The sequence below is a fragment of the Amycolatopsis sp. NPDC114478 genome (assembly GCF_055633805.1).
The window spans coordinates 140,903-162,160 of the sequence record NZ_JBVKDO010000017.1; the positions used below are offsets into that span (position 1 = coordinate 140,903).

At 70.9% G+C, this 21,258-nt stretch carries 19 protein-coding genes and 1 pseudogene; 9 read left to right on the forward strand and 11 right to left on the reverse strand.

Going from position 1 to position 21,258, the window contains the following annotated elements:
* Positions 1 to 4: 4 nt before the first annotated feature.
* Both ACZ7OH_RS37070 and ACZ7OH_RS37075 read right to left on the reverse strand, forming a co-directional pair.
* Positions 5 to 937, reverse strand: coding sequence for an alpha/beta hydrolase (locus tag ACZ7OH_RS37070; protein ID WP_470285221.1), 933 nt, complete (start codon positions 935 to 937; stop codon positions 5 to 7).
* A 136-nt stretch (positions 938 to 1,073) separates the two neighbouring features.
* On the reverse strand, positions 1,074 to 1,781 hold the full coding sequence (locus ACZ7OH_RS37075; protein ID WP_470285128.1) for a TetR/AcrR family transcriptional regulator: 708 nt from the start codon (positions 1,779 to 1,781) through the stop codon (positions 1,074 to 1,076).
* A 72-nt stretch (positions 1,782 to 1,853) separates the two neighbouring features.
* Between ACZ7OH_RS37075 and ACZ7OH_RS37080 the strand changes: the two genes are divergently transcribed.
* Entirely contained in the window at positions 1,854 to 3,293 is a 1,440-nt protein-coding gene (locus tag ACZ7OH_RS37080) for a carotenoid oxygenase family protein (protein WP_470285129.1), read from the forward strand.
* Positions 3,294 to 3,311: 18 nt separating this feature from the next.
* Here ACZ7OH_RS37080 and ACZ7OH_RS37085 read toward each other — a convergent pair whose 3' ends face one another.
* A complete protein-coding gene (locus ACZ7OH_RS37085) occupies positions 3,312 to 3,488 on the reverse strand; it encodes a hypothetical protein (RefSeq protein ID WP_470285130.1) in 177 nt (58 codons plus the stop codon).
* 44 nt (positions 3,489 to 3,532) lie between these two features.
* Positions 3,533 to 4,357 carry a formate dehydrogenase accessory sulfurtransferase FdhD gene (gene fdhD / locus ACZ7OH_RS37090; RefSeq protein ID WP_470285131.1) on the reverse strand — a complete coding sequence of 275 codons (825 nt, stop codon included), beginning with the start codon at positions 4,355 to 4,357 and terminating at the stop codon, positions 3,533 to 3,535.
* A gap of 102 nt (positions 4,358 to 4,459) precedes the next feature.
* Here fdhD and ACZ7OH_RS37095 point away from each other — a divergent pair, with 102 nt between their 5' ends.
* The 5 genes and pseudogenes from ACZ7OH_RS37095 to ACZ7OH_RS37115 all read left to right on the forward strand — a co-directional run.
* Positions 4,460 to 5,815, forward strand: coding sequence for an L-lactate MFS transporter (locus ACZ7OH_RS37095; protein ID WP_470285132.1), 1,356 nt, complete (start codon positions 4,460 to 4,462; stop codon positions 5,813 to 5,815).
* Positions 5,815 to 5,940 (forward strand): MFS transporter small subunit, encoded by a 126-nt coding sequence (locus tag ACZ7OH_RS37100; RefSeq protein WP_284742082.1) that lies wholly within the window; start codon positions 5,815 to 5,817, stop codon positions 5,938 to 5,940. The genes ACZ7OH_RS37095 and ACZ7OH_RS37100 overlap by 1 nt, the downstream gene beginning before the upstream one ends.
* A 57-nt stretch (positions 5,941 to 5,997) precedes the next feature.
* Positions 5,998 to 7,401, forward strand: coding sequence for an LCP family protein (locus ACZ7OH_RS37105; RefSeq protein WP_470285133.1), 1,404 nt, complete (start codon positions 5,998 to 6,000; stop codon positions 7,399 to 7,401).
* A gap of 281 nt (positions 7,402 to 7,682) precedes the next feature.
* On the forward strand, positions 7,683 to 8,258 hold the full coding sequence (locus ACZ7OH_RS37110; RefSeq protein ID WP_470285134.1) for a hypothetical protein: 576 nt from the start codon (positions 7,683 to 7,685) through the stop codon (positions 8,256 to 8,258).
* Between the two features lie 246 nt (positions 8,259 to 8,504).
* Positions 8,505 to 9,215, forward strand: a pseudogene (locus ACZ7OH_RS37115) (MFS transporter); the annotation flags it as partial.
* A 346-nt stretch (positions 9,216 to 9,561) separates the two neighbouring features.
* On the opposite strand, the gene ACZ7OH_RS37120 reads toward ACZ7OH_RS37115, so the two are convergent.
* The 5 genes from ACZ7OH_RS37120 to ACZ7OH_RS37140 all read right to left on the reverse strand — a co-directional run bounded on the left by ACZ7OH_RS37120 (position 9,562) and on the right by ACZ7OH_RS37140 (position 15,131).
* Positions 9,562 to 11,868, reverse strand: a complete 2,307-nt coding sequence (locus ACZ7OH_RS37120; RefSeq protein ID WP_470285135.1) for an FdhF/YdeP family oxidoreductase — start codon at positions 11,866 to 11,868, stop codon at positions 9,562 to 9,564.
* Positions 11,869 to 11,910: 42 nt separating this feature from the next.
* Positions 11,911 to 13,212: an MFS transporter gene (locus ACZ7OH_RS37125; RefSeq protein ID WP_470285136.1), complete on the reverse strand. Its 1,302-nt coding sequence runs from the start codon at positions 13,210 to 13,212 to the stop codon at positions 11,911 to 11,913.
* Positions 13,213 to 13,276: 64 nt separating this feature from the next.
* Positions 13,277 to 13,714, reverse strand: coding sequence for a MarR family winged helix-turn-helix transcriptional regulator (locus tag ACZ7OH_RS37130; RefSeq protein WP_470285137.1), 438 nt, complete (start codon positions 13,712 to 13,714; stop codon positions 13,277 to 13,279).
* Positions 13,715 to 13,784: 70 nt separating this feature from the next.
* Positions 13,785 to 14,777, reverse strand: coding sequence for a hypothetical protein (locus ACZ7OH_RS37135; RefSeq protein WP_470285138.1), 993 nt, complete (start codon positions 14,775 to 14,777; stop codon positions 13,785 to 13,787).
* Positions 14,778 to 14,828: 51 nt separating this feature from the next.
* Positions 14,829 to 15,131, reverse strand: coding sequence for a hypothetical protein (locus tag ACZ7OH_RS37140; RefSeq protein WP_470285139.1), 303 nt, complete (start codon positions 15,129 to 15,131; stop codon positions 14,829 to 14,831).
* A 57-nt stretch (positions 15,132 to 15,188) separates the two neighbouring features.
* On the opposite strand from ACZ7OH_RS37140, the gene ACZ7OH_RS37145 reads away from it, so the two are divergent.
* On the forward strand, positions 15,189 to 17,810 hold the full coding sequence (locus tag ACZ7OH_RS37145; protein WP_470285140.1) for a valine--tRNA ligase: 2,622 nt from the start codon (positions 15,189 to 15,191) through the stop codon (positions 17,808 to 17,810).
* 81 nt (positions 17,811 to 17,891) lie between these two features.
* Here ACZ7OH_RS37145 and ACZ7OH_RS37150 read toward each other — a convergent pair whose 3' ends face one another.
* Positions 17,892 to 18,794 carry a LysR family transcriptional regulator gene (locus ACZ7OH_RS37150; RefSeq protein ID WP_470285141.1) on the reverse strand — a complete coding sequence of 301 codons (903 nt, stop codon included), beginning with the start codon at positions 18,792 to 18,794 and terminating at the stop codon, positions 17,892 to 17,894.
* Positions 18,795 to 18,864: 70 nt separating this feature from the next.
* Here ACZ7OH_RS37150 and ACZ7OH_RS37155 point away from each other — a divergent pair, with 70 nt between their 5' ends.
* Together ACZ7OH_RS37155 and ACZ7OH_RS37160 are read left to right on the forward strand one after the other, a co-directional pair.
* A complete protein-coding gene (locus ACZ7OH_RS37155) occupies positions 18,865 to 19,626 on the forward strand; it encodes an alpha/beta fold hydrolase (RefSeq protein ID WP_470285142.1) in 762 nt (253 codons plus the stop codon).
* Between the two features lie 3 nt (positions 19,627 to 19,629).
* Entirely contained in the window at positions 19,630 to 20,406 is a 777-nt protein-coding gene (locus ACZ7OH_RS37160) for an alpha/beta fold hydrolase (protein ID WP_470285143.1), read from the forward strand.
* On the opposite strand, the gene ACZ7OH_RS37165 is transcribed toward ACZ7OH_RS37160, so the two are convergent.
* Positions 20,390 to 21,250: an SGNH/GDSL hydrolase family protein gene (locus ACZ7OH_RS37165; protein WP_470285144.1), complete on the reverse strand. Its 861-nt coding sequence runs from the start codon at positions 21,248 to 21,250 to the stop codon at positions 20,390 to 20,392. The two genes, ACZ7OH_RS37160 and ACZ7OH_RS37165, sit on opposite strands and share 17 nt — an antisense overlap.
* Between the last annotated feature and the right edge of the window lie 8 nt (positions 21,251 to 21,258).

Consider the following 21,258-nt stretch of genomic DNA (forward strand, 5'->3'; position numbering starts at 1 on the left):
CCGGTCAGTCCTTGCGGGGCACGTGCTTGCCCAGGAAGCTGATCAAGCTGGGCACCACCGTCCGGTTGAACGAGTCGCCGTGCTTGCCGTGGGCCGTGTGGGCCACCGCCGGGTGGACCGCGTCGATGTAGCGGCGGACTCCCGTGATGAACGGGTCCTCCGTGCCGCACCAGATGCCGTTGGCCACGCTCTTCGTCTCGTCGACGTGGCGCAGCGGGTCCAGCGCCGTCCAGTCGTTCAGGCCGGTGAAGATGTGCCGCTTGGCCATCTCCTGCCAGGACAGGATCAGCGCCGGGGCCAGCGTCGCGACCGCGGCCGGCGGCTGGCGCCGCTCCACGCGACGGCGGGTGTACACGAGCGCGCCGAACCCGCCCATCGAGATGCCCGTGCAGGCGAACGGCTGCCCGGTGTCCCCGCCGAAACCGCGGGCCTTCAGCCACTGCGGGACCTCTTCGAGGATCATCGCCATCGGGTCGTCGCCCGGGTGCACCTCGTGCCAGTAGTTGTCGCCGCCGTCGACGGCCACGAAGCCGAACGCCGGGACCGCCTTGCGGGCGACGTCGCTGGCCAGCTGCTTGAGCGTGCCGGTCGGGGCCGCGCTGCGGGCGTTGCCGTGCAGGCCGTGCAGCATCAGCGACATCGGCAGCCCCTTCGGCGGGGTCTTCGACGGCAGGATGAACACCAGGTCGACCATCCGGCCGCGCGCGGCGGAGTAGACGCGCTCGACGCGGGTGCTGCCCAGCTGGGTCGTCGGGTTCGACGACGTCACGCCCAGCGTGCGCTGCAGGGCCTGGCTAAACGGCAGCTTGCCGGTGGCGGTGCCGGCGGCCAGGCCGGCCACGGCCAGCCCGGACGCGCCCGCGACCAGCACGGACCGGCGCGACAGCCAGCGCCGCGCGTCCCGGACGGCGGCCGCCCCGACCGTCTCCGGGATCAAGGGCTCGCCGGGTCCGGCCGGCCGGACCTCGTCGCGCTCCTCGTTTTCCTCGTTCACCTGTCTCCGTCCCCCGCCTGCTGCTCTTTAGGACGCCGCGCACCCGCTCCGCGTTCCCCTCACGTCCCTGTTCGCCGGGTTAGTCGTTCCCACCCTGCCCGGCGTTTCGGTTTCTCGCGCGCCAAGTCGCCTTCGCGGCCTCGGTCGAACGTTCCGCCTGCTCCACAGTGTCCCCGAGACCCACCGCGAGGGTGATCCCCAGGGGTATCAAAATGTGGTCGATGCCCTGCTCGGCGCCCCCGAAGTGGCCGGAGGCCTCGAGTGTGACGAAGCCGTGCAGCGCGCTCCACAGCTGCGCGGCGGCCTGGTACTTGTCGGCAGGCCGGAACCGGCCGGCCTCGATGGCCCGCTCGGTCGCCCGGACGATGTGCTCGAACGCCTCCAGGCCCTCCTGCGCGGCTTCGCGGCCCTCCTCGGTGGTCAGGTCGGACAGCGTCGCGCGCTTGCCGCCTGGCGCGGACTGGCCGAACGTCACCGCGAACAGCTGCGGCTGCTCGGCGACCGCCTGCCGGTAGGTGCGGGCGAGGCTGAAGATGTCGGCCACCGGGTCGTCGGTCTCGCCCACCTCGGCCAGCGACGCGCTGAGCCGGACGAACCCCGTCCGCGCGACCTCGTCGACCAGCGCCGCCATGCCCCCGAAGTGCGTGTAGACGGCCATCGTCGAGACGCCGACCTCCGCCGCCAGCTTGCGGGCCTGCAGGGCTTCGGGGCCGCCCTCGTCGAGCAGCCGGATGGCGGCTTGGACGAGCCGCTCCTTGACGTCGTTCGCGCGCGGTTTGGGGCTCATGCTTGCCAGTATCTCATAACCCTGTTATAAATGGAGCTATAACCGAGTTATGGCAACTCTGGAGGGGTCGGCATGGGCAACAAGTTCCTCGAAGGCAACTTCGCCCCGGTGAGCCGGGAGCACACGATCACCGAGCTGGCCGTCACGGGTGCGATCCCGGACTTCCTCGACGGCCGCTACCTGCGCAACGGGCCCAACCCGCTGTCCGAAGTGGACCCGGCGGCCTACCACTGGTTCATGGGCGACGGCATGGTCCACGGCGTGCGCCTGCGCGACGGCAAGGCCGAGTGGTACCGCAACCGCTGGGTCCGCAACCCGGCCGTCGCGGCGACGCTGAACGGCGAGGACCCGAGCCGCTTCTGCGGGCTCGACGCGCTGGGCACCAACACCAACGTGATCGGCCACGCCGGCAAGACCCTCGCCCTGGTCGAGGCGGGCGCGCCGATCTACGAGCTGACCGACGAGCTCGACACCGTCGGCCGCTGCGACTTCGACGGCACGCTGCCCGGCGGCTACACCGCCCACCCCAAGCGCGACCCGCGCACCGGTGAGCTGCACGCCGTCTCGTACTTCTTCGGGATGGGCAACAAGGTCCAGTACTCGGTGATCGACACGGAAGGCCGCGCGCGGCGCACGGTCGACGTCGAGGTCACCGGGTCGCCGATGATGCACGACTTCTCCCTGACCGAGAAGCACGTCGTGTTCTACGACCTGCCGGTGACGTTCAACGCCGAGATGGCGGTGGCCGCCAGCGTGCCGAGCGCGCTGCGGACGCCGGCGAAGCTGGTCGTCTCGGCGATAGTCGGCAAGGTCCGCGTGCCGGACCCGGTGACGGCGATGATGACGCGCAAGATCGGCGCGAACGGCGGCCTGCCCTACCGCTGGAACCCGAAGTACCCGGCGCGCGTCGGGGTCATGCCGCGCGAGGGCGGCAACGGCGACGTCCGCTGGTTCGAGGTCGAGCCGTGCTACGTCTTCCACCCGCTCAACGCCTACGACGACGGCGACTCGATCGTGCTGGACGTCGTGCGCCACCCGCGGATGTTCGACCGCGAGCTGCACGGACCGGACGAGGGCGGCCCGACGCTGGACCGCTGGACGGTCGACTTGACGGCGGGCAAGGTCATCGAGGAGCGGCTGGACGACCGCGGCCAGGAGTTCCCGCGGGTGGACGAGCGGCTGGTCGGCCGCCGCCACCGCTACGGCTACGCGATGTCGGCCGACGGCGGCGCGGACCCGGGCGGCTCACTGTTCAAGCACGACTTCCACACGGGGTCCCGCCAGGAGCGCGCGTTCGGCGAGGGCCGCCAGCCGGGCGAGTTCGTATTCGTGCCGTCCCACGAAGACGCGGCGGAGGACGACGGAGTGTTGATGGGCTTCGTCTTCGACCCGTCGACGCAGCGAAGCGACTTGACGCTGTTGGACGCGGGCTCACTGGAGACGGTCGCGGCGATCCACCTCCCGGACCGGGTCCCCAACGGCTTCCACGGCAACTGGGTCGAGTCGGCTTGACCCGGTTGCCGGGTCCGGTCAACGACGCCTCGGAGGGAAGACGCGGAACAACTCCGCCAAAGCTTTGATGATCGCCGGTCGGTCCCGCGGATCGGTGCCGCGCAAGGCAACGGCGAGCGCGATGACCCGGACGACCGGACCGAGCACGGCCAACCCGGCGACGAGCAACGGGTCCAGGCCGGACAAGACACTCATGAGACCCCTTCCAGCCAGGCCGGCTGGGAGGGGAGGCTCACTGCTTAAGTGAGCACCCGGTGGTCGCCGGTGTAGAGGTTCATCGAGTCGCCGCGGAGGAAGCCGATCAGGGTCATGCCGTTCTCCTCCGCCAGCTCGACCGCCAGGGACGACGGTGCCGACACCGCGGCCAGCAACCCGATCCCCGCCATCGCGGCCTTCTGCACCAGTTCGAACGACGCGCGCCCGGACACCAGCAGGCCGTGGCCGGGCGCCGGTACGCGACCCTCCAGGACCGCCCAGCCCAGCACCTTGTCCACCGCGTTGTGCCGGCCGACGTCCTCGCGGACGACGGCCAGCGAACCGTCCGGGCTGAACAGCGCCGCCGCGTGGAGGCCGCCCGTGCTGGCGAACACCTTCTGGCGGGCACGCAACGCGTCGGGCAGTGCGGACAGCGTTTCGCTCTTCACCGCGAAGGCCGCCGAGGCGGGGGAGAACCTCGTACGCAGCTTGACCGCGTCGAGCGCCGCCTTGCCGCAGACCCCGCACGACGACGTCGTGTAGAAGTTGCGCTCGACGCCGGTGTCCGGCGGCGGCACACCGTCGGCCAGCGCGATGTCCAGGACGTTGTAGGTGTTGCGGCCCTGGTCGTCGACGCCGTCGCAGTAGCGGGCGACCGCGATGTCCTCGCGGCCGCCGATCACGCCTTCGGACAGCAGGAAGCCGTGGGCCAGCTCGACGTCGTGCCCCGGCGTGCGCATCGTGACCGCCAGCGCCTTGCCGCCGACCCGCAGCTCCAGGGGTTCTTCGGCCGCGAGCGCGTCGGGACGCCGCCGGTCCCCGGTCGCGGAGATCCGCCGCACCGGCCTGCGCACGGTCACCCTGCCCATCCGCCCACCTTTCCCTACCCGAAAGTTTGACACTCACATGGTGCAACACCGGGTATTTAGTAATACATTCCCTCCATCATCCCCACTCTACGGAGGGATCCGATGGCTCTCGGCTTCCTGGACCGTTCCCGGATCGTGGCACCCCCAGGCTGGACGCGCTGGCTGGTGCCGCCGGCGGCCCTTTCGGTACACCTGTCGATCGGGCAGGCCTACGCGTGGAGCGTCTTCAAGACGCCGCTCGAAAAGACGATGCACCTCAACGGGACGCAGAGCTCGCTGCCGTTCCAGCTGGGCATCGTCATGCTCGGGCTGTCCGCCGCGTTCGGCGGGACCCTCGTCGAGAAGAACGGCCCGCGCTGGGCGATGTTCGTGTCGATGTGCTGCTTCGCCAGCGGGTTCCTCGTCTCCGCCCTCGGCGTCGCGACCGGCCAGTTCTGGCTGGTCGTCGTCGGCTACGGCGGGATCGGCGGCGTCGGGCTCGGCATCGGCTACATCTCGCCGGTGTCCACGCTCATCAAGTGGTTCCCGGACCGGCCGGGCATGGCGACCGGCATCGCGATCATGGGCTTCGGCGGCGGCGCGCTGATCGCCTCGCCGTGGTCGTCGTCGATGCTCGGCACCGCGCCCACCACCGGCACCATCGCCACGGCGTTCCTGGTCCACGGCATCGTCTACGCGGTGTTCATGTCGATGGGCTGGCTGCTCGTGCGGGTGCCGGCCGACGACTGGAAGCCGGCCGGCTGGGAACCGAAGACCGACCACGGCAAGGCGATGATCAGCACGGCGAACGTCTCGGCGGCCAACGCCATCAAGACGCCGCAGTTCTGGTGCCTGTGGGTCGTTCTCTGCTTCAACGTCACCGCGGGCATCGGCATCCTGGAGAAGGCGTCGCCGATGATCGTGGACTTCTTCAAGAACACGTCCACCCCGGTCGGCACGGCCGCGGCGGCCGGGTTCGTCGCGCTGCTGTCGCTGTGCAACATGCTCGGCCGGTTCGTCTGGTCGTCCACTTCGGACCTGGTGGGGCGCAAGAACATCTACCGCACCTACCTCGGCGTCGGCGCGGTGCTGTACCTGGTGATCGCGCTGACGCAGAACTCGTCGAAGCTCGTGTTCATCCTCTGCGCGATGGTGATCCTTTCCTTCTACGGCGGCGGGTTCGCGACCGTCCCGGCGTACCTGAAGGACCTCTTCGGCACCTTCCAGGTCGGCGCGATCCACGGCCGGCTGCTCACGGCGTGGTCGGTGGCCGGCGTGCTCGGCCCGCTGATCGTCAACCGGATCGCCGACAGCGAGAAGTCGGCGGGCAAGTCCGGCCCGGACCTGTACACGACGTCGTTCTACATCATGATCGGCCTGCTCGTGGTCGGCTTCGTGGCCAACGAGCTGGTCCGCCCGGTCAAGGAGAAGTACCACGAGCCGGTCGCCGCGAGCGCGGCCGCGAGGAGTGAGGCGTGATGACCGAGCCGGCGACGAAACCCAACCGGGTGCCGCTGATCGTGCTGGCGTGGGCGTGGGTGGTCCTGCCCTTCGCCTACGGCGTGTACCAGCTCTTCCTGAAGCTGGTGCAGCTCTTCGGCTGAGCGGTGTGACCTGCCTCACCCGTGCAGCGGGGGCCGGTCCGGCGGCGTCGGTAGGACGTGCACCTACTGGGGAAGATCGCCGTCGCCGGGCTGGCCTTCGCCGTCCTGTGCGGGACCGCGTACGGCTACACGAACCTCCACGCCCTCGACGACGTCACGCGCGACAGCGTGATCGGCGGCGACGGCACGGCGCCCGGCGAGCAGCCCGCCGACGGGTCGCTCGACATCCTGCTCGTCGGCCGCGACTCCCGGACCGACCAGCAGGAGCACCCGCTTCCCGCGGACGTCCTGCGCGAGCTGCGGGCCGGTCCCAACGGTGACGACCTCACCGACACCCTGATCGTGCTGCGGATCCCGAACGGGACCCACGACGTGAAAGCGTTCTCCATCCCGCGCGACAGCTACGTGTCGATGCCCGGCGGGGAGGGCAAGATCAACGCCGCGTTCGGCCGCGCGAAGGCCGCCGAAGCGAAGCGGCAGCGCGACGCGGGGGAGACCGACAAGGCCAAGATCACCAAGGCCGCGCTCACCGCCGGCCGGCGCGGGACGCGGCAGGCGGTCGAAGACCTCACCGGCGTCAAGATCGACCACTACGCCGAGGTCAACCTGTTCAGCTTCTACGAGATCAGCAAGGCGGTCGGCGGCGTCGACGTCTGCCTCAAGGAAGCCACGAAGGACAAGAACTCCGGCGCGGACTTCCCGGCCGGGCCGCAGCGGGTCCAGGGCGCCGAGGCGCTGGCCTTCGTCCGCCAGCGCGACGGCCTCCCGGGCACCGACTTCGCTCGCGTCCGCCGGCAGCAGGTGTTCCTCGCCGGGCTGGCCCGGCAGGTGCTGTCGGCGGGGACGCTGACCAGCCCCGGAAAGCTGTCCGACCTGATCGACGCCGTCAAGCGGTCGGTCGTGCTCGACGACTCGTGGAACCTGCTCGACTTCGTCGCCCAGATGCGCGGGGTCAGCGGTGGCGGGATCCGGTTCGAGACGATCCCGGTCGTCAACCCCGACTACCGGTACGACCAGGACCACCCGGGTGCCACGGCGGTGCAGGTCGACCCGGCCGCGGTGAAGTCCTTCGCGGCGAACCTCATCGGCGCGCCGCCGCGGCCGTCGGCGCCGGGCGCCCCGGTCACCGTCGACGTCACCAACGCCAGCCCCAACGGCGGCCTCGCGGCCCGCGTGTCCGGCTTCCTGGGCGAGCACGGCTTCGCCAAGGGCACGACCGGGAACTCCGGCTCGCGCCGGACGTCCCTGGTCCGCTTCGGCGCCGATCTCGCGCAGCGCGGCGCGGAGGTCGCGCGGCTGCTGGGCGGGCTGGCGACGCAGGAGTCGGCGACGGTGCCGCCGGGCCACATCGAGGTGGTGCTCGGGACGGTCTACTCCGGACCCGGGACGACCGGCGGCGGTGGTGCCCCGGCCGGCGGCGACGAGCCGATCACGTCCGACGGCGTCGTCTGCGTGAATTGAGGCGGAGCTTTTCCCCGGAATCGACGAAACCGCGGGAAGAATTTGCGTGAACCCCCGCGAGGGTGTTTTCCGCCGACCGGACCACGGCGGACCACGCGGGTGACTGGTCTTGACGCTGCCTTCCTGGTGAGGCAGGGTGCGATGACCGTCGGCGGCAGCCCCGCCGGGCGGACCGGAAAAGATCACCGGACCGGTGATCACCCGGAAAGTCAATTTCGAGAAATACGGAAAGTCCGGGTCCTATGCGTAGCAGCGTTGCCCGCGGAGGGTGGCTCCTTCCGGTGCTCGCTTCCGCCGTTCTGTGCGCCGGGTGCCAATCGGCGTCCGCGGCGGCGCACTACCCCGAATCGATCGACGCCTGCAAGCTGCCCGGGCCGAACGCGCACAACCAGCTCGCCCCCGGGACCGTCGAAGTCCCGGCCGGCTCGGTGAAGACCGCCGACGCGAAGGTCATCCCCCAGGACCGCTCGAGCGAGGGCAACGACCTCACCAGCTGCAAGCGCCTGTTCGCCCGCGACCTCGGCGGCGGCAAGCCCGACATGCAGGACTACCGGCTGGTGACGATCGCCGTGGTCCGGTTCACCGACTCCGACGTGAACGAAGGCGCGACCAAGGCGACCCAGCTGCTGACCGACGCGCTGGGCGACCACTCGGGCGTCCGGCTGCTCACCGGCGTCGGCGACGAGGCCGGGGTCTCCGAGCAGTGGGCGGCGGTCCGCACGGGCAACGTCGTGCTGGGCATGGGGATCGCCGACGGCGGCACGGAAGCGGCCCTGATCCCGCCCGCGACCCTCGACAACGTCCAGGCGGTGGTCACCGACATGACCAACACCCTGCAGCGCGACTACAAGGGCTGACACCCGCGCCGGCGTTGCGCCCACCGCGAAAACCGCTGACGGCGGCGCGCGGTGCGAGGCATCCTCCCGGAAGATCGGGAGGGGGCCGGGTGGCCGGACGACGTGGTGGCCTGTGGCGGCACCGGGACTTCCGCCTGCTGTGGGCGGGCGAGACGACCAGCAAGCTCGGCAGCTGTGACATCCGTGGCTTCGCCCCGTGCCGGGGGCTTCGCCACCCGGAACCCCTGAAAAACGTGGAATGTCACGACCGTCGCCTTGCCATTGGTGGCGGTGCTCCTGGCGCACGCCGGTCCGTTCACCGTGGGCGTGATCGCGGCTGCGTCCTGGGTGCCGTGGCTGCTGATCGGCCTGCCGGCCGGGGCGTGGATCGACCGGCGGCCGCGCCGGCCCGCGCTGCTGGGCTGCGACGTCGTTTCGGCCGCGGCGCTCGTCAGCGTCCCGGTCGCGGCCTGGCTCGGCGTCCTGACCGTGGCTCAGCTGATCCTGGTCGCGGTGCTCGCCGGGGCGAGCAGTGTCCTGTTCAGCACCGCCTGCCGCGTCTACCTCCCGGTCCTCGTCGCCCCGGCGGACCTGCCGGAGGGGAACGCGAAGCTGCAGGGCAGCGAGGCATCCGCGCAGCTCGCCGGCCGGAGCCTGGCGGGCGTGCTCGCCCAGCGGGCGGGCGCGGTGGCCGGCCTGTTCGTCGACGCAGTGGCGTTCCTGGTCTCCGCGGGGTGCCTGGCGGCGATCTCCGCGCGGGAACCACCCCGGCCGGCGGTCCGGCGGCCTCGCACCCTGCGCCGGGAGATCGCCGACGGGCTGCGGTGGGTGGCCCACGACCGGTACTTGCGTTCGCTCGCGGTGTTCAGCGCGGTCGCCAACGTCGCGCTGACCGGTTACCAGGCGATCCAGGTCGTCTTCTTCGTCCAGGACGTGGGTGTCGCCCCGGGCGCCGTGGGCGTGCTGGTGGCGGCGCCGGGGCAACGCGCGGAGCCTGCTGGTCTGCCTGCTCACCCTGACCCCGCTCGGATTCCTGATCCCCTTGACCACGGCCGGTCCCGGGCTGCTCCTCGCCGCGGGCGGCGGGGTGGCCGTCGGCGCGGCCGTGGTGGCGGCGAACGTGCTCGCCGCCCGCTTCCGGCAGACCTGCCCGCCGCCGGGCGTGCGCGGCCGGGTCGTCGCGACGAGCAGCCTGCTGGCGAACGGGTCGAGCGCCGCCGGTGTGGGCGGTCATGGCCGTGCTCGTCGCGGCGACGGGGATCGTCGCCGCCGGCCCGATCCGGACCGGCCGGGACCTCCCCGCCGCCGCGACGCGGCCGGCTCGTCAGGCCTGAGGTTCGAGGCGCACGACGATCGCCTTCGACACCGGTGTGTTCGACTTCTCGGCCACCGAGTCCAGCGGCACGAGCGCGTTGGCCTCCGGGAAGTACGCCGCCGCGCAGCCGGGGGCGGTCGGGTAGGACACCACGCGGAACGCCGGCGCCCGGCGGTCGCCGTCGCGCCACTCCGAGACCAGGTCGACCAGCGCGCCGTCGGTCAGGCCGAGCGCCGTGATGTCGGCCGGGTTCACCAGCACCACGCGGCGGGCGTTCTCGATGCCGCGGTAGCGGTCCGAGAGGCCGTAGATCGTGGTGTTGTACTGGTCGTGGCTGCGCATGGTCTGCAGCAGCAGCCGGCCCTCGGGCACGGCCGGGTACTCCAGCTCCGACACCGTGAAGTTGCCCTTGCCGTTGGCCGTCCCGGTGAACTCCCGCGAATCGCGGGGCGCGTGCGGCAGCACGAACCCGTCCGGCTCGCGGACGCGGCGGTTGTAGTCCTGGCAGCCCGGCACGACCCGGGAGATGCGGTCGCGGATCAGGTCGTAGTCGGTCTCGAACGTCCGCCACGGCACCGCGTGCCCGGCCCCGAACAGCGTTTCGGCCAGCCGGCAGACGATGGCGATCTCCGACAGCAGGTGCTCGCTCGCCGGCTTCAGGCGCCCGCGCGAGGCGTGCACCTGCGACATCGAGTCCTCGACCGTGACGAACTGCTCGCCGCTCGCCTGGACGTCCCGCTCGGTGCGGCCGAGCGTCGGCAGGACCAGCGCCGTGCGGCCGTGCACGACGTGCGACCGGTTCAGCTTCGTCGAGACGTGCACGGTCAGCGAGCACGACTCGAGCGCCTTCTCGGTCGCCTTCGTGTCCGGCGTCGCGGACGCGAAGTTGCCGCCCACGGCGAAGAACACCTTGCCGCGGCCGTCGCGCATCGCCCGGATCGCGTCGACGGTGTCGAAACCGTGCTCGCGCGGGACGTCGATGCCGAACTCGCCGGCGAGGGCGTCCATGAAGGACTGCGGCATCTTCTCCCAGATGCCCATGGTCCGGTCGCCCTGGACGTTCGAGTGCCCGCGCACCGGGCACAGGCCCGCGCCGGGCTTGCCGATCATCCCGCGCATCAGCGCGAGGTTCGCGATCTCCGAGATCGTCGGGACGGCGTGCTTGTGCTGCGTCAGGCCCATCGCCCAGCAGTAGATCGTCCGCTCCGACGACGCGATCATCCGCGCGACGCGCTCGATCTGCTCGCGCGGCAGCCCGGTGGCGCGCTCGACCTCGGTCCAGTCGATCTCACGCAGGTGCTTCGCGTAGTCGTCGAAGCCTTCGGTGACGCGCTCGACGAAGTCGCGGTCGACGATCGCGCCCGGCGCTTCCTCGTCCCAGGCCAGCAGCAGATGCCCGACGGCCTGGAACAGCGCGAGGTCGCCGCCGAGGCGGATCTGCGCGAACTCGTCGGCCAGCGGCGTGCCCTTGCCGACGACGCCCCGGACGTTCTGCGGGTTCTTGAACCGCATCAGCCCGGCTTCGGGCAGCGGGTTGACGGCGATGATCTTCGCGCCGTTCCCCTTGGCCTCTTCCAGCGCCGAGAGCATCCGCGGGTGGTTGGTGCCCGGGTTCTGACCCACGACGACGATCAGGTCGGCCTTGTGGATGTCGGCGAGGCTGACCGACCCCTTGCCGATGCCGGTCGTCGCGGAGAGGGCCGCGCCGGAGGACTCGTGGCACATGTTGGAGCAGTCCGGCAGGTTGTTGGTGCCGAAGGAGCGCACGAGGAGCTGGTAGAGGAACGCGGCTTCGTTGCTGGTGCGGCCCGAGGTGTAGAAGATCGCCTCGTTGGGGTCGGTCAGCGCCTTCAGCTCGCCGGCGACCAGCTCGAACGCGTCGTCCCAGGAGATCGGTTCATAGTGCGTCGCGCCTTCGCGCAGCACGAACGGTTCGGTGATCCGGCCTTGCTGGCCGAGCCAGTAGTCCGTCTTGCCGCGGAGGTCCTCGATCGGGTGCTTCGCGAAGAAGCCGCGGTCCACCCGCCGTTTCGTGGCTTCCTCGGCGACGGCCTTGGCGCCGTTTTCGCAGAACTCCGCCAGCTTCCGCTTTTCGCCGTCGACCGCACGGGGTTCCGGCCACGCGCAGCCCGGGCAGTCGAAGCCCTCGCGCTGGTTCAGCAGCCGCAGTGCTTTGACCGTCCGGCCGGTGCCCATCTGCTCGACGCTGCGCGCGAGCGACACGGCCACGCCCGGTATCCCGGCCGCCCAGCCCTTCGGCTTGCCCACCTCGAGGCGGTTCTCGTCCACGTCCTGCAGCGGCGCTTCACGGGTCATGTGTTCATCGTGCGCCTCGATGATCGCGCACGCGAACACGGGTCACGCTTCGGCCGCGCGCAACCCGCGGTCGGCGATGGTGACGACGAGCAGCAGGACGCTGACGGCGATCAGCGCGAAAGCCAGCCGGTGCAGGCCGGCCGAGTCCGCGTGCGGCCCGTAGCAAAGGGCGATGAGCGTCGAGGCGACGATCGCGCCGAAGTACTGCGCCGTGCGGAACAATCCGCTCGCCGTGCCCATCTGCTCGGCCGGCGCCTCCCGGTAGAGCGTCGTCTGGTTCGCGACGCTCGTCAGGCCCTGGGCGAGGCCGAACAACGCCGCCAGCGCCAGCAGCGCGCCGACCCACGTGCCGTCGTGGACGAGCAGCAGCAGCGCCGACCCGCCGACCAGGGCCACCGCCACCGTGATCAGCCGCGCGCGGATCCCGGACGCGCGGCCGGATAACGCGGCCGCGCAGACCGCCGTGCCCGACATCGGCAGCAGCATCAGCCCGGCGGCCTCCTCGGACAGCTGCCGCGTCGTCTCCAGCCACTGGACGTAGCCGAACATGATCGCGTAGATCGCCATGAAGCTCAGGGCCTGCCGCAGGTAGGTGCGCAGGATGGCCCGGTTGGCCGCGAGCATCCGCAGGTCGAGGAACGGGTCGCCGCGGCGCAGCTCGACCAGCGTGAACGCCGTGCCGAACGCGGCCACGAGGGCGAGCACCCAGACGTCGGCGCCCGGGTCCATCAGGAAGAACAGCAGCGCCAGCAGGGTCGCCGAGAACAGTGCGATGCCGACGACGTCGATCCGCTTCGCCGTGCGCTCGCCGCGGTCGTTCTTCGGCACCCACAGCAGCGCGAGCACCAGCGACAGGCCGGCGAGGGGGATGTTCACCGCGAAGATCGCGGGCCAGCCGAACAGGGCGATCAGCACGCCGCCGAGCGTCGGGCCGATCACCATCACCGTCTGCGCGGACATCGACAGCAGCGACAGCACGCGGGCGGGCACGCCCTGGCCGGTGGCTTCGGCGTGGTGGCGCAGCACGGCCATCGCGGCCGGGAACCCGGCGCACGTGCCGAGGCCGAGCACGACCCGCACGCCGGTCAGCCAGCCGACGGAGATCGGGATCATGCCGGCGATCCCGGCGATGATCACCAGCGTCGCGCCGCCGAGCAGGACCCGGCGGGCGCCGTAGCGGTCGACGAGCAGGCCGACCACCGGCTGCCCGACCGCGGTGGCCAGGTAGAGCGCCGAGATCAGCCACGCGGTCTGGCCCGGGCCGGCGCCGAAGCTCTGCCCGATCGGCACGAGGGCGACCGCGATGAGCGTGGAGTTGATCGGGTTGAGCACCGCGCCTGCCACCAGCGGGGTGACCAGGCGCGCGCCGAACTTCGCGGGGGCGGTGACGGTAGTCGTGGCGGCTCCTTCAGTGTTCGGCGACGCGTTGCAGCAACGGCAGCGCGCGGGTGACGGCCTCGAGCTCGCCGGGGGACAGGGCGTCCGCCAGCGCCTGGGCCAGCCACTCCTCGCGGTGCTGGAGGATGCCGCGCACGGTGTCGCTGCCGGACTCGGACAGGCTGATCACCACGCGGCGCCGGTCGGCCGGGTCGGGGGTGCGGGCGAGGTAGCCGAGCTCGTCGAGGACCCCGAGGGTGGCGGCCATCGACTGCTGCCGCACGTGCTCGGCGGCGGCCAGTTCACCCTGCGTCGCGGGACCTTCGCGGTGCAGCCGGTTGAGCACGGCGGACTGCGACGGCGTCAGGATCCCGGCGTTGTCGATGTGCCGCAGCCGCCGGTGCAGCTGCGCGACGACGCCGCGGAGCCAGCCGGCGGTCTCGGCCACGTGTGCGGGTACTTCGCCCATGCACACAGTCTAACTGTACAGTCCAGGCTGTGCATCTGGGTGTGACGCACCCGACCGGGGTGCGGGTCGCTCAGTGGCAGCTGTCGAGAGTCGGCACGGGGTACTTCGGGTCGTAGTAGCCGGGTGCGTCCTGGTCGCCGGTCGACGGCCCGGTCGGCGGGTTGGCGTAGCCGGGGGCGAGGAAACCTTCGCGGGCGGCGGCGCAGCCGACCGAGGAGGTCGCGCTCTGGCCGCCGTCGAGCCACAGCCCGCGGCCGGTCTTCGCGAGCCCGGAGCCGGTGGCCACGACGTACGTCTCGTCCACGCGCAGGAAGCTGACGATCTCGTTCGGGCTGGTCAGCGCATCGGGATGGACGTTGTCGAAGGCGAAGGCGACGACGTACTTGGCGTCCACGGCCAGCTCGCCGGGCTTGTCGCCGGCGCGCGCGGTGAGCGTGCCGAACGTGCGGGGTCCCGCGTCGAGCAGGTGGTACCCGTCGGCGATCTCGGTCAGGTAGGAGTCGAAGCCGGCCTTGTCCTTCGCCGGCTTCTCGGCCAGCCGCGGCACCAGCTGCTCGCGCTGGTCAGGGGCGAAGAGCGCGAGGAAGGCCTTCGGGTCGTGCGCGACCAGCACCGCGGGGTCGAGGTGGGCGGCGGTGATCGCCTGCCGGGCTTGCGCGTAGGCGTTCGCGACCGCTTCGGCCTTGAAGGCGCCGACCGGCGCGGCGGCGGGCGAGGTGATGCCGTCCAGGCCCTTCGGCCACGCGTCGGCGGGGGTGTTCGCGTACGGGCGGGCCAGGTCGAGGTGGGCGAACCGCGCCACCTGCGTCGGGTTCGGCGGGGCGGCCACCGGGGCCGGCCGGCGGCCGACGTACACGATCGCCGCGGTGGTCACGCCGAGGATCAGTACGAACACAGCGAAGATCCACCAGCGGCGCCGAGGCCGGCGCGCGGCGCGTTTCTGCTGCTTGCGGAACTGCTTGCGGTCCTTCTTGGCGCCCAGCCAGGCGTCGGTCCGCGCGTGCTTGCGCCACTCCGGGTCCATCAGGTCCGGGTGGGAATCGAGCAGGTTGTCGTCGTCCACGTTGCTTTCCCCCAGGGTCGATGCCTGATCATCGACGACGGGGGCCGGGCGTTACGAGCCGAAGAACAGGAACGGGTTCTCGTTGACGCCGACGCCCTGGATCTGGTGCACGACGATGGCCGCCGCGACCAGGACCACGACCAGCAGCAGGGCGAGCACACCCGGCCACCGGCTGCTCCCGGGCTGCTGGTGGCCGCCCGTGCGGCGCTCGCGTTTGCGGCGCTTCTTCAGGTCCTTCTTCGCGCCCAGCCAGGCGTCCCGCTCGGCGAACTTCTGCCAGTCCGGGTTCAACAGGTCGGGGTGCGTCTCCAGCCGCCGGTCGTCCGGATCCTGCGGCTGCTGAGGCTGTGCCATCGGAGAGTGCCTTCCCCCTGGGTGACCCGCCGTGACGGGTTCGTAGACTTGTCCATTGTGACCGAGAACGCTCCGCAGCAGACCACCGACCTTCCGGGTGCCTGGGACCCGGCCGCCGAGGAAGCACCGATGTACGACCGCTGGGTAGCGGCCGGGTACTTCACGGCCGACGCCTCGTCGGGTAAGCCGCCGTTCTCGATCGTACTGCCGCCGCCGAACGTCACCGGTTCGCTGCACATGGGCCACGCGCTCAACCACACCCTGATGGACGCGATGAGCCGCCGCCGGCGCATGCAGGGCTACGAGGTGCTGTGGCTGCCGGGCATGGACCACGCCGGCATCGCGACGCAGAACGTCGTCGAGCGCCAGCTGGCCGGCGAGGGCCTTTCGCGCCACGACCTGGGCCGCGAGAAGTTCGTCGAGCGCGTCTGGGAGTGGAAGGCCGAGTACGGCGGCAAGATCCTCGGCCAGATGAAGCGCCTCGGCGACGGCGTCGACTGGTCGCGCGAGCGCTTCACCATGGACGAGAACCTCTCGAAGGCCGTCCAGACGGTGTTCAAGAACTTCTTCGACGAGGGCCTGATCTACCGCGCCGAGCGGATCATCAACTGGTGCCCGCGCTGCCAGACGGCGCTGTCGGACATCGAGGTCGACCACAACGACGACGACGGCGAGCTCGTGTCGATCCGCTACGGCGACGGTGACAACGCGATCGTGGTCGCCACCACCCGCGCGGAGACGATGCTGGGCGACACCGCGGTCGCCGTCCACCCGGACGACGAGCGGTACGCGCACCTGGTCGGCACCGAGGTCGAGCTGCCGCTGACCGGGCGTCGCATCCCGATCGTGGCCGACAAGCACGTCGACCCGGCGTTCGGCACCGGCGCCGTCAAGGTGACCCCGGCGCACGACCCGAACGACTTCGAGATCGGCCGCCGCCACGACCTGCCGATGCTCACGGTGATGAACGAGCGCGCTGAGATCACGGTGTCCGGCCCGTTCCAGGGGCTCGACCGGTTCGAGGCGCGGCCCGCGGTGGTCGCGGCGCTGCGCGAGCTCGGCCGGATCGTCGCGGAGAAGCGGCCGTACGTCCACGCGGTCGGGCACTGCTCGCGCTGCGACACGGTCGTCGAGCCGCGGCTGTCGCTGCAGTGGTGGGTCAAGGTCGAGGAGCTGGCTCGCCTCGCGGGTGACGCGGTCCGCGACGGCCGCACCAAGATCCACCCTCCGGAGCTGGGCAAGCGGTACTTCGACTGGGTCGACAACATGCACGACTGGACGATTTCGCGCCAGCTGTGGTGGGGCCACCGCATCCCGGTGTACTACGGCCCGGACGGCGAAGTGGTGTGCGTCGGCCCGGACGAGCAGCCGCCGTCGGGCGAGGGCTGGACGCAGGACCCGGACGTGCTGGACACGTGGTTCTCGTCGGGCCTGTGGCCGATGTCGACGCTGGGGTGGCCGTCGTCTTCGGAAGATCTGGCGAAGTTCTATCCGACCAGTGTGTTGTCGACCGGCTACGACATCCTGTTCTTCTGGGTCGTCCGGATGATGATGTTCGGCGTGCACCAGATGGACGGCAAGCAGCCGTTCGACCACGTGTACCTGCACGGCCTGATCCGCGACGCGCAGGGCAAGAAGATGTCGAAGTCGCGCGGCAACGTGATCGACCCGCTGGAGTGGATGGACGCGTACGGCGCGGACGCGACGCGGTTCACCCTGGCCCGCGGCGCGAACCCGGGCGCGGACATGGCCCTGGCCGACGAGTGGGCGGCGGGCTCCCGCAACTTCTGCACGAAGCTGTGGAACGCGACGAAGTTCGCGATGATGAACGGGGCTTCGGTCGCCGCGCCGCTGCCTACCGCGTCTTCGTTGACGGAAGCGGACCGCTGGATCCTGGGCCGCCTGAGCGCGCTGGTGTCCGAAGTGGACGGCCTGTTCGAGGACTTCCAGTTCGCCAAGGTGGCGGGCGCGCTCTACCAGTTCACGTGGAACGAGCTGTGCGACTGGTACCTGGAGCTGGCGAAGGTCCAGCTGTACCAAGGGGACTCTTCCCGGGTTTCGTCGACCCGCGCGGTCTTGGGGCACGTGCTGGACACGGTGCTCAGGTTGCTGCACCCGTTCATCCCGTTCATCACGGAGAAGCTGTGGACGGCGTTGACCGGTGGTGAGTCCCTGGTGATCGCGTCGTGGCCGGTGCCGTTCGAGGGTTACGCGGATTCTTCGGCCGACGCCCGGATCGCGGACGTCCAGAAGCTGGTGACGGAGATCCGCCGCTTCCGAGCGGACCAGGGCCTGAAGCCGGGCCAGAAGGTGGCGGCCCGCTTGGCGGGCTACACGGGCGGCCACGAGGAGGCGGTCCGCTCACTGGTCCGCCTGACGGCGCCTACTCCCGAGTTCGCGGCGAGCGCGTCGCTGGAGGTGGCCCTGGCCGACGGCGTGGTGACGGTGGAGCTGGACCTGTCGGGAACGGTCGACGTGGCAGCGGAGCGCAAGCGTCTCCAGAAGGACCTCGCGGCGGCGGAGAAGGAGCTGTCGCAGACGGAGGCGAAGCTGGGCAACGAGGCGTTCATCGCCAAGGCCCCGGAGCACGTGGTGGACAAGATCAAGCTCCGCAAGGAAACGGCGGTGGCGGACATCGACCGCATCACGGCCCGGTTGGCAGCTCTGCCGGCTTCCTGAGGTTGTTGACGAAGCCCGGTGCTCCCTCGCGGAGTACCGGGCTTTGTCGTACCCCTCCGGTAGCGTGAAAAACGGGGCTGCTCAGACCGCCTCGATGGTTCGGGCCGCTTCGATCAACGCCACTACCTCCGGGGTTACCCGGCGATCCGCCGGGGTCGCCAGATACGTCTGCATCCGCGGCGTCGGATCCACCAACGGCCGGAACACCACCCCCGGCACCGGCAGCAGATTGGCGTGCGCCCGGTAGAACACCGTCCACTGTGGACGCCCGAACCCCAACGTCCCCAACGTGTCCTGAGCCGTCGTGAAATCGGGACCCAGCACCGGCTCGAATCCCGCCTCGCGGCAACACGACACCACCAGCTCGTACAACGGACGGTTCCGCGAAGGCGGGCTCAACCGCACGGGAAGCGAAGCCAGCGAAGCAAAAGAAACCTCGGCAGAAGCAGCCAACGGATGAGAAGCAGGCAACGCCGCCGCGACCTCGTCCATCCACAAGGGAGTCAGATCGAGCCCGGACGACGGCCACGACCCGCGCACGATCGTCGCGTCCAGTGAGCCGGCCCGGACCTGCTCCAAACGCTGCGAAGTCGGCGCATGCACCAGCTCCAAAGAAGCCGAAGGCGCCAACCGAGCGAACGCCCCCAGCAGGAGATCCAGCCGATCACCCAGCCCCTCGCTGGTCCCGAGCCGGACCGACGAACCGGACGGACGGAACTCCGCCACCGAATCCGAAGCCCGGTCGGCCGCCGACAGCACCGCCCGCGCGTGCGGCAGGAACCGCTGACCGGCCTCCGACAAAACCACCGATCGCGTCGTCCGAACGAACAGCGCCACCCCCAGGGCACGCTCCAGCCGGCGCACCTGCTGGCTCACCGCCGGCTGGACGATGTGCAGCCGCTCCGCCGCGCGGCCGAAGTGCAGCTCCTCGGCCACCGCCACGAAGTACCTCAGCTGGCGCAGCTCCACACCGACCCCATTCATCAGCTTCCGTGATGAGTGTACGAGCGGACTGGCCATCGATGACCGCGAAAAAGAGCACCAAGCTCGAGCCATGCCTTACCTGGACGTCAACAACACCCGCCTCTACTACGAAGACGCCGGCACCGGACCGGCACTGCTGCTCCTGCACGGCTGGGGCGCCAGCGGCCGCGTCTGGCAGGCCTGCCTGCCCGATCTCGTGCGCGACCACCGCGTCATCACCCTCGACTGGCGCGGTTGCGGCCGCTCGGACCGCCCGCTCGACGGCAACTCCATCGCCGGGGTCGTCGAAGACCTCGCCGCGGTGATCGAAACGCTCGATATAGCACCGACCGTCGTCGGCTCCAGCATCGGCGGCGTCTTCGCCACCGAACTGGCCCTCGCCCGGCCCGAACTCGTGCACCGGACAGTCGCCGTCGACAGCCCCGGGTACTGGCCCAGCACCGGCATGCGCGAAACCGTGCAGGACCTCCTGACGAAGCTCGTCGACGACCGCTTCGGCACCGTCGCCGGTTGGGTGCCCGGCTGGTTCGGCCCGAAGGCGTCGCCCGCGCTCGTCGACTGGACCGTCCGCCAGCTGCTCGACTCCGGCGTCTACATCGACGCCCACTTCACCGAGCTCACCACCTACGACCCGCGGCCCCGGCTGAAGGACCTGAAGGTGCCGATCACCTACCTGCACGGCGAGCTGGACACCCAGATCCCGCTCGAAGTCCCGCGCGAGTGCGCGGCGGAGACGCCCGGCGCGAAAGTGCGCGTCCTCGAGGGCTGCGGCCACATCCCGCACCAGGAAGACCCGCGCGCGTTCACCGCCGCACTCCGAGAGATCGCCTGAACCATGCCGGAAGTGACGCTCGAAGACGCCGTCGTCCACTACGACCGGACCGGCGACGGCCCCGCGCTGCTCCTGCTGCACGGCACCGCCGCCTCCCGCGACCAATGGGGACCGCTGACCGCGCAAGCACGAGACCGAACCGTCCTCGCCCCCGACTTTCCCGGCTCCGGCCTCACCGTCGACGACGGCGGCCCGATCACCGTCGAGGCCCTCGCCGCCCAGGCCGAAGCGGTGCTGGACCACGCGGGCGTGATCGAAGCCGACGTCGTCGGCCACTCGCTCGGCGCGGTAGTGGCGGCCCACCTGGCCGGCACCCGCCCGGACCGCGTCCGCAAAGCGGTCCTGCACGCCGCGTGGCCCGTCACCGACACCCGGCAGGACGCCGAGTTCCGCTACTGGCAAGACCTCCTCGAAACCGGGATCTTCGCCCGCATGCTCCCGCTGATGGCGTTCGGCCCGCGCTACTGGGAGCAGGCCACCGCCGAGAGCAACGAACAGCTCGTCAAGACGCTCGAGTCGGCGAGCCAGCCCGGGACCGCCCGCCAGATCGAAGCCGACCGCACGGTCGACGTCCGAAGCGTCCTGCCGGGAATCACCGCGGCTGTCCTGGTCCTCGGCAGCGCGCACGACCGGCTGATCACGGCCGGGCAGCAGCGGGAGCTGGTCGCCGCGATCCCGGACGCGCGCGCCGCCGAGATCGACGCGGGGCACGGTGCCCCGGCCGAGCTGCCGGACGAGTTCGCCCGGCTGGTACTGGACTTCCTCAGCGCAGGGACTTGAGCACCACCGCCGCCACGCCCGCCATCCCCGCCTTGAGCGGGTGGTAGGCGGCCGCCTCGAAGACGTTCTGGTCCTTCCCGTTGATCCACGCCGCGCCGCCGCGCGCGCACGCGTCGTGGCCGCGGGACGGCCCGAACGTGTCGACGAACTCCGTCCCGCCGTCCGCGTCCGCGGCGTCGGCCAGCGTCCGGTTCAGCTTCTCCTCGACGCTGTTCAGCCACGCGTAGTCGCCGTCGGCGAACGGCAGCACGTCCGGGCAGTAGCCCTTGTCCGGCGCGATCCGCGGGTAGCCGACCAGCAGGACCCGCGCCTTCGGCGAGCGCTCGTGGATGGCGGCGAGCACCGCCTCGACCCGCGGGCCGACGTTGTCGATCGCCGAGTTCACCGAGCCGTTGAAGTGCTCTTCACAGGGGTTGCCCGTCGGGTCGCTCGCCCGCAGGCCGGGGCACGTCGAGGTCAAGCTGCCGAAGATGCCGTAGTCGTTGCCGCCGATGCCGAGGGTGACCAGGCCGGTGTCGATCCGCAGCGCGCCCAGCTGGGGCGGGTTGGTCCCGTTGAACGGCACGCCCTGCGGCCGGGTCATGTTCGTGGTGTCCGCGCCGGCGCAGCTGACGTCGGTGAACCGGTCCGCGTGCAGCGCTTCGGCCACCACCGACGGGTAGTTCGCGGTGGACCGCCCGCAGCCCAGCGGGTCGAGCCGCTGGACCGGGATGAACGGCCCGGAGGTGTAGGAGTCGCCGAGGGCGACGTAGCTGCCGATGGCCGCCGCGGACGCGGCGGTGGCCGACGCCGGCAGCAGGATGGCTGCCGAGACGACGGCGGTGAGCAGCCGGGTGATGCGCATGGATGAAG

What these genes read in the sequence shown, in the direction of transcription:
- ACZ7OH_RS37080 (WP_470285129.1), top strand. Translation starts at nt 1,854, where the DNA reads ATGGGCAACAAGTTCCTCGAAGGCAACTTCGCCCCGGTGAGCCGGGAG.
- fdhD (WP_470285131.1), bottom strand. Translation starts at nt 4,357, where the DNA reads ATGGGCAGGGTGACCGTGCGCAGGCCGGTGCGGCGGATCTCCGCGACC.
- ACZ7OH_RS37150 (WP_470285141.1), bottom strand. Translation starts at nt 18,794, where the DNA reads ATGAATGGGGTCGGTGTGGAGCTGCGCCAGCTGAGGTACTTCGTGGCG.
- ACZ7OH_RS37140 (WP_470285139.1), bottom strand. Translation starts at nt 15,131, where the DNA reads ATGGCACAGCCTCAGCAGCCGCAGGATCCGGACGACCGGCGGCTGGAG.
- ACZ7OH_RS37100 (WP_284742082.1), top strand. Translation starts at nt 5,815, where the DNA reads ATGACCGAGCCGGCGACGAAACCCAACCGGGTGCCGCTGATCGTGCTG.
- ACZ7OH_RS37085 (WP_470285130.1), bottom strand. Translation starts at nt 3,488, where the DNA reads ATGAGTGTCTTGTCCGGCCTGGACCCGTTGCTCGTCGCCGGGTTGGCC.
- ACZ7OH_RS37095 (WP_470285132.1), top strand. Translation starts at nt 4,460, where the DNA reads ATGGCTCTCGGCTTCCTGGACCGTTCCCGGATCGTGGCACCCCCAGGC.
- ACZ7OH_RS37160 (WP_470285143.1), top strand. Translation starts at nt 19,630, where the DNA reads ATGCCGGAAGTGACGCTCGAAGACGCCGTCGTCCACTACGACCGGACC.
- ACZ7OH_RS37120 (WP_470285135.1), bottom strand. Translation starts at nt 11,868, where the DNA reads ATGACCCGTGAAGCGCCGCTGCAGGACGTGGACGAGAACCGCCTCGAG.
- ACZ7OH_RS37155 (WP_470285142.1), top strand. Translation starts at nt 18,865, where the DNA reads ATGCCTTACCTGGACGTCAACAACACCCGCCTCTACTACGAAGACGCC.
- ACZ7OH_RS37165 (WP_470285144.1), bottom strand. Translation starts at nt 21,250, where the DNA reads ATGCGCATCACCCGGCTGCTCACCGCCGTCGTCTCGGCAGCCATCCTG.
- ACZ7OH_RS37130 (WP_470285137.1), bottom strand. Translation starts at nt 13,714, where the DNA reads ATGGGCGAAGTACCCGCACACGTGGCCGAGACCGCCGGCTGGCTCCGC.
- ACZ7OH_RS37075 (WP_470285128.1), bottom strand. Translation starts at nt 1,781, where the DNA reads ATGAGCCCCAAACCGCGCGCGAACGACGTCAAGGAGCGGCTCGTCCAA.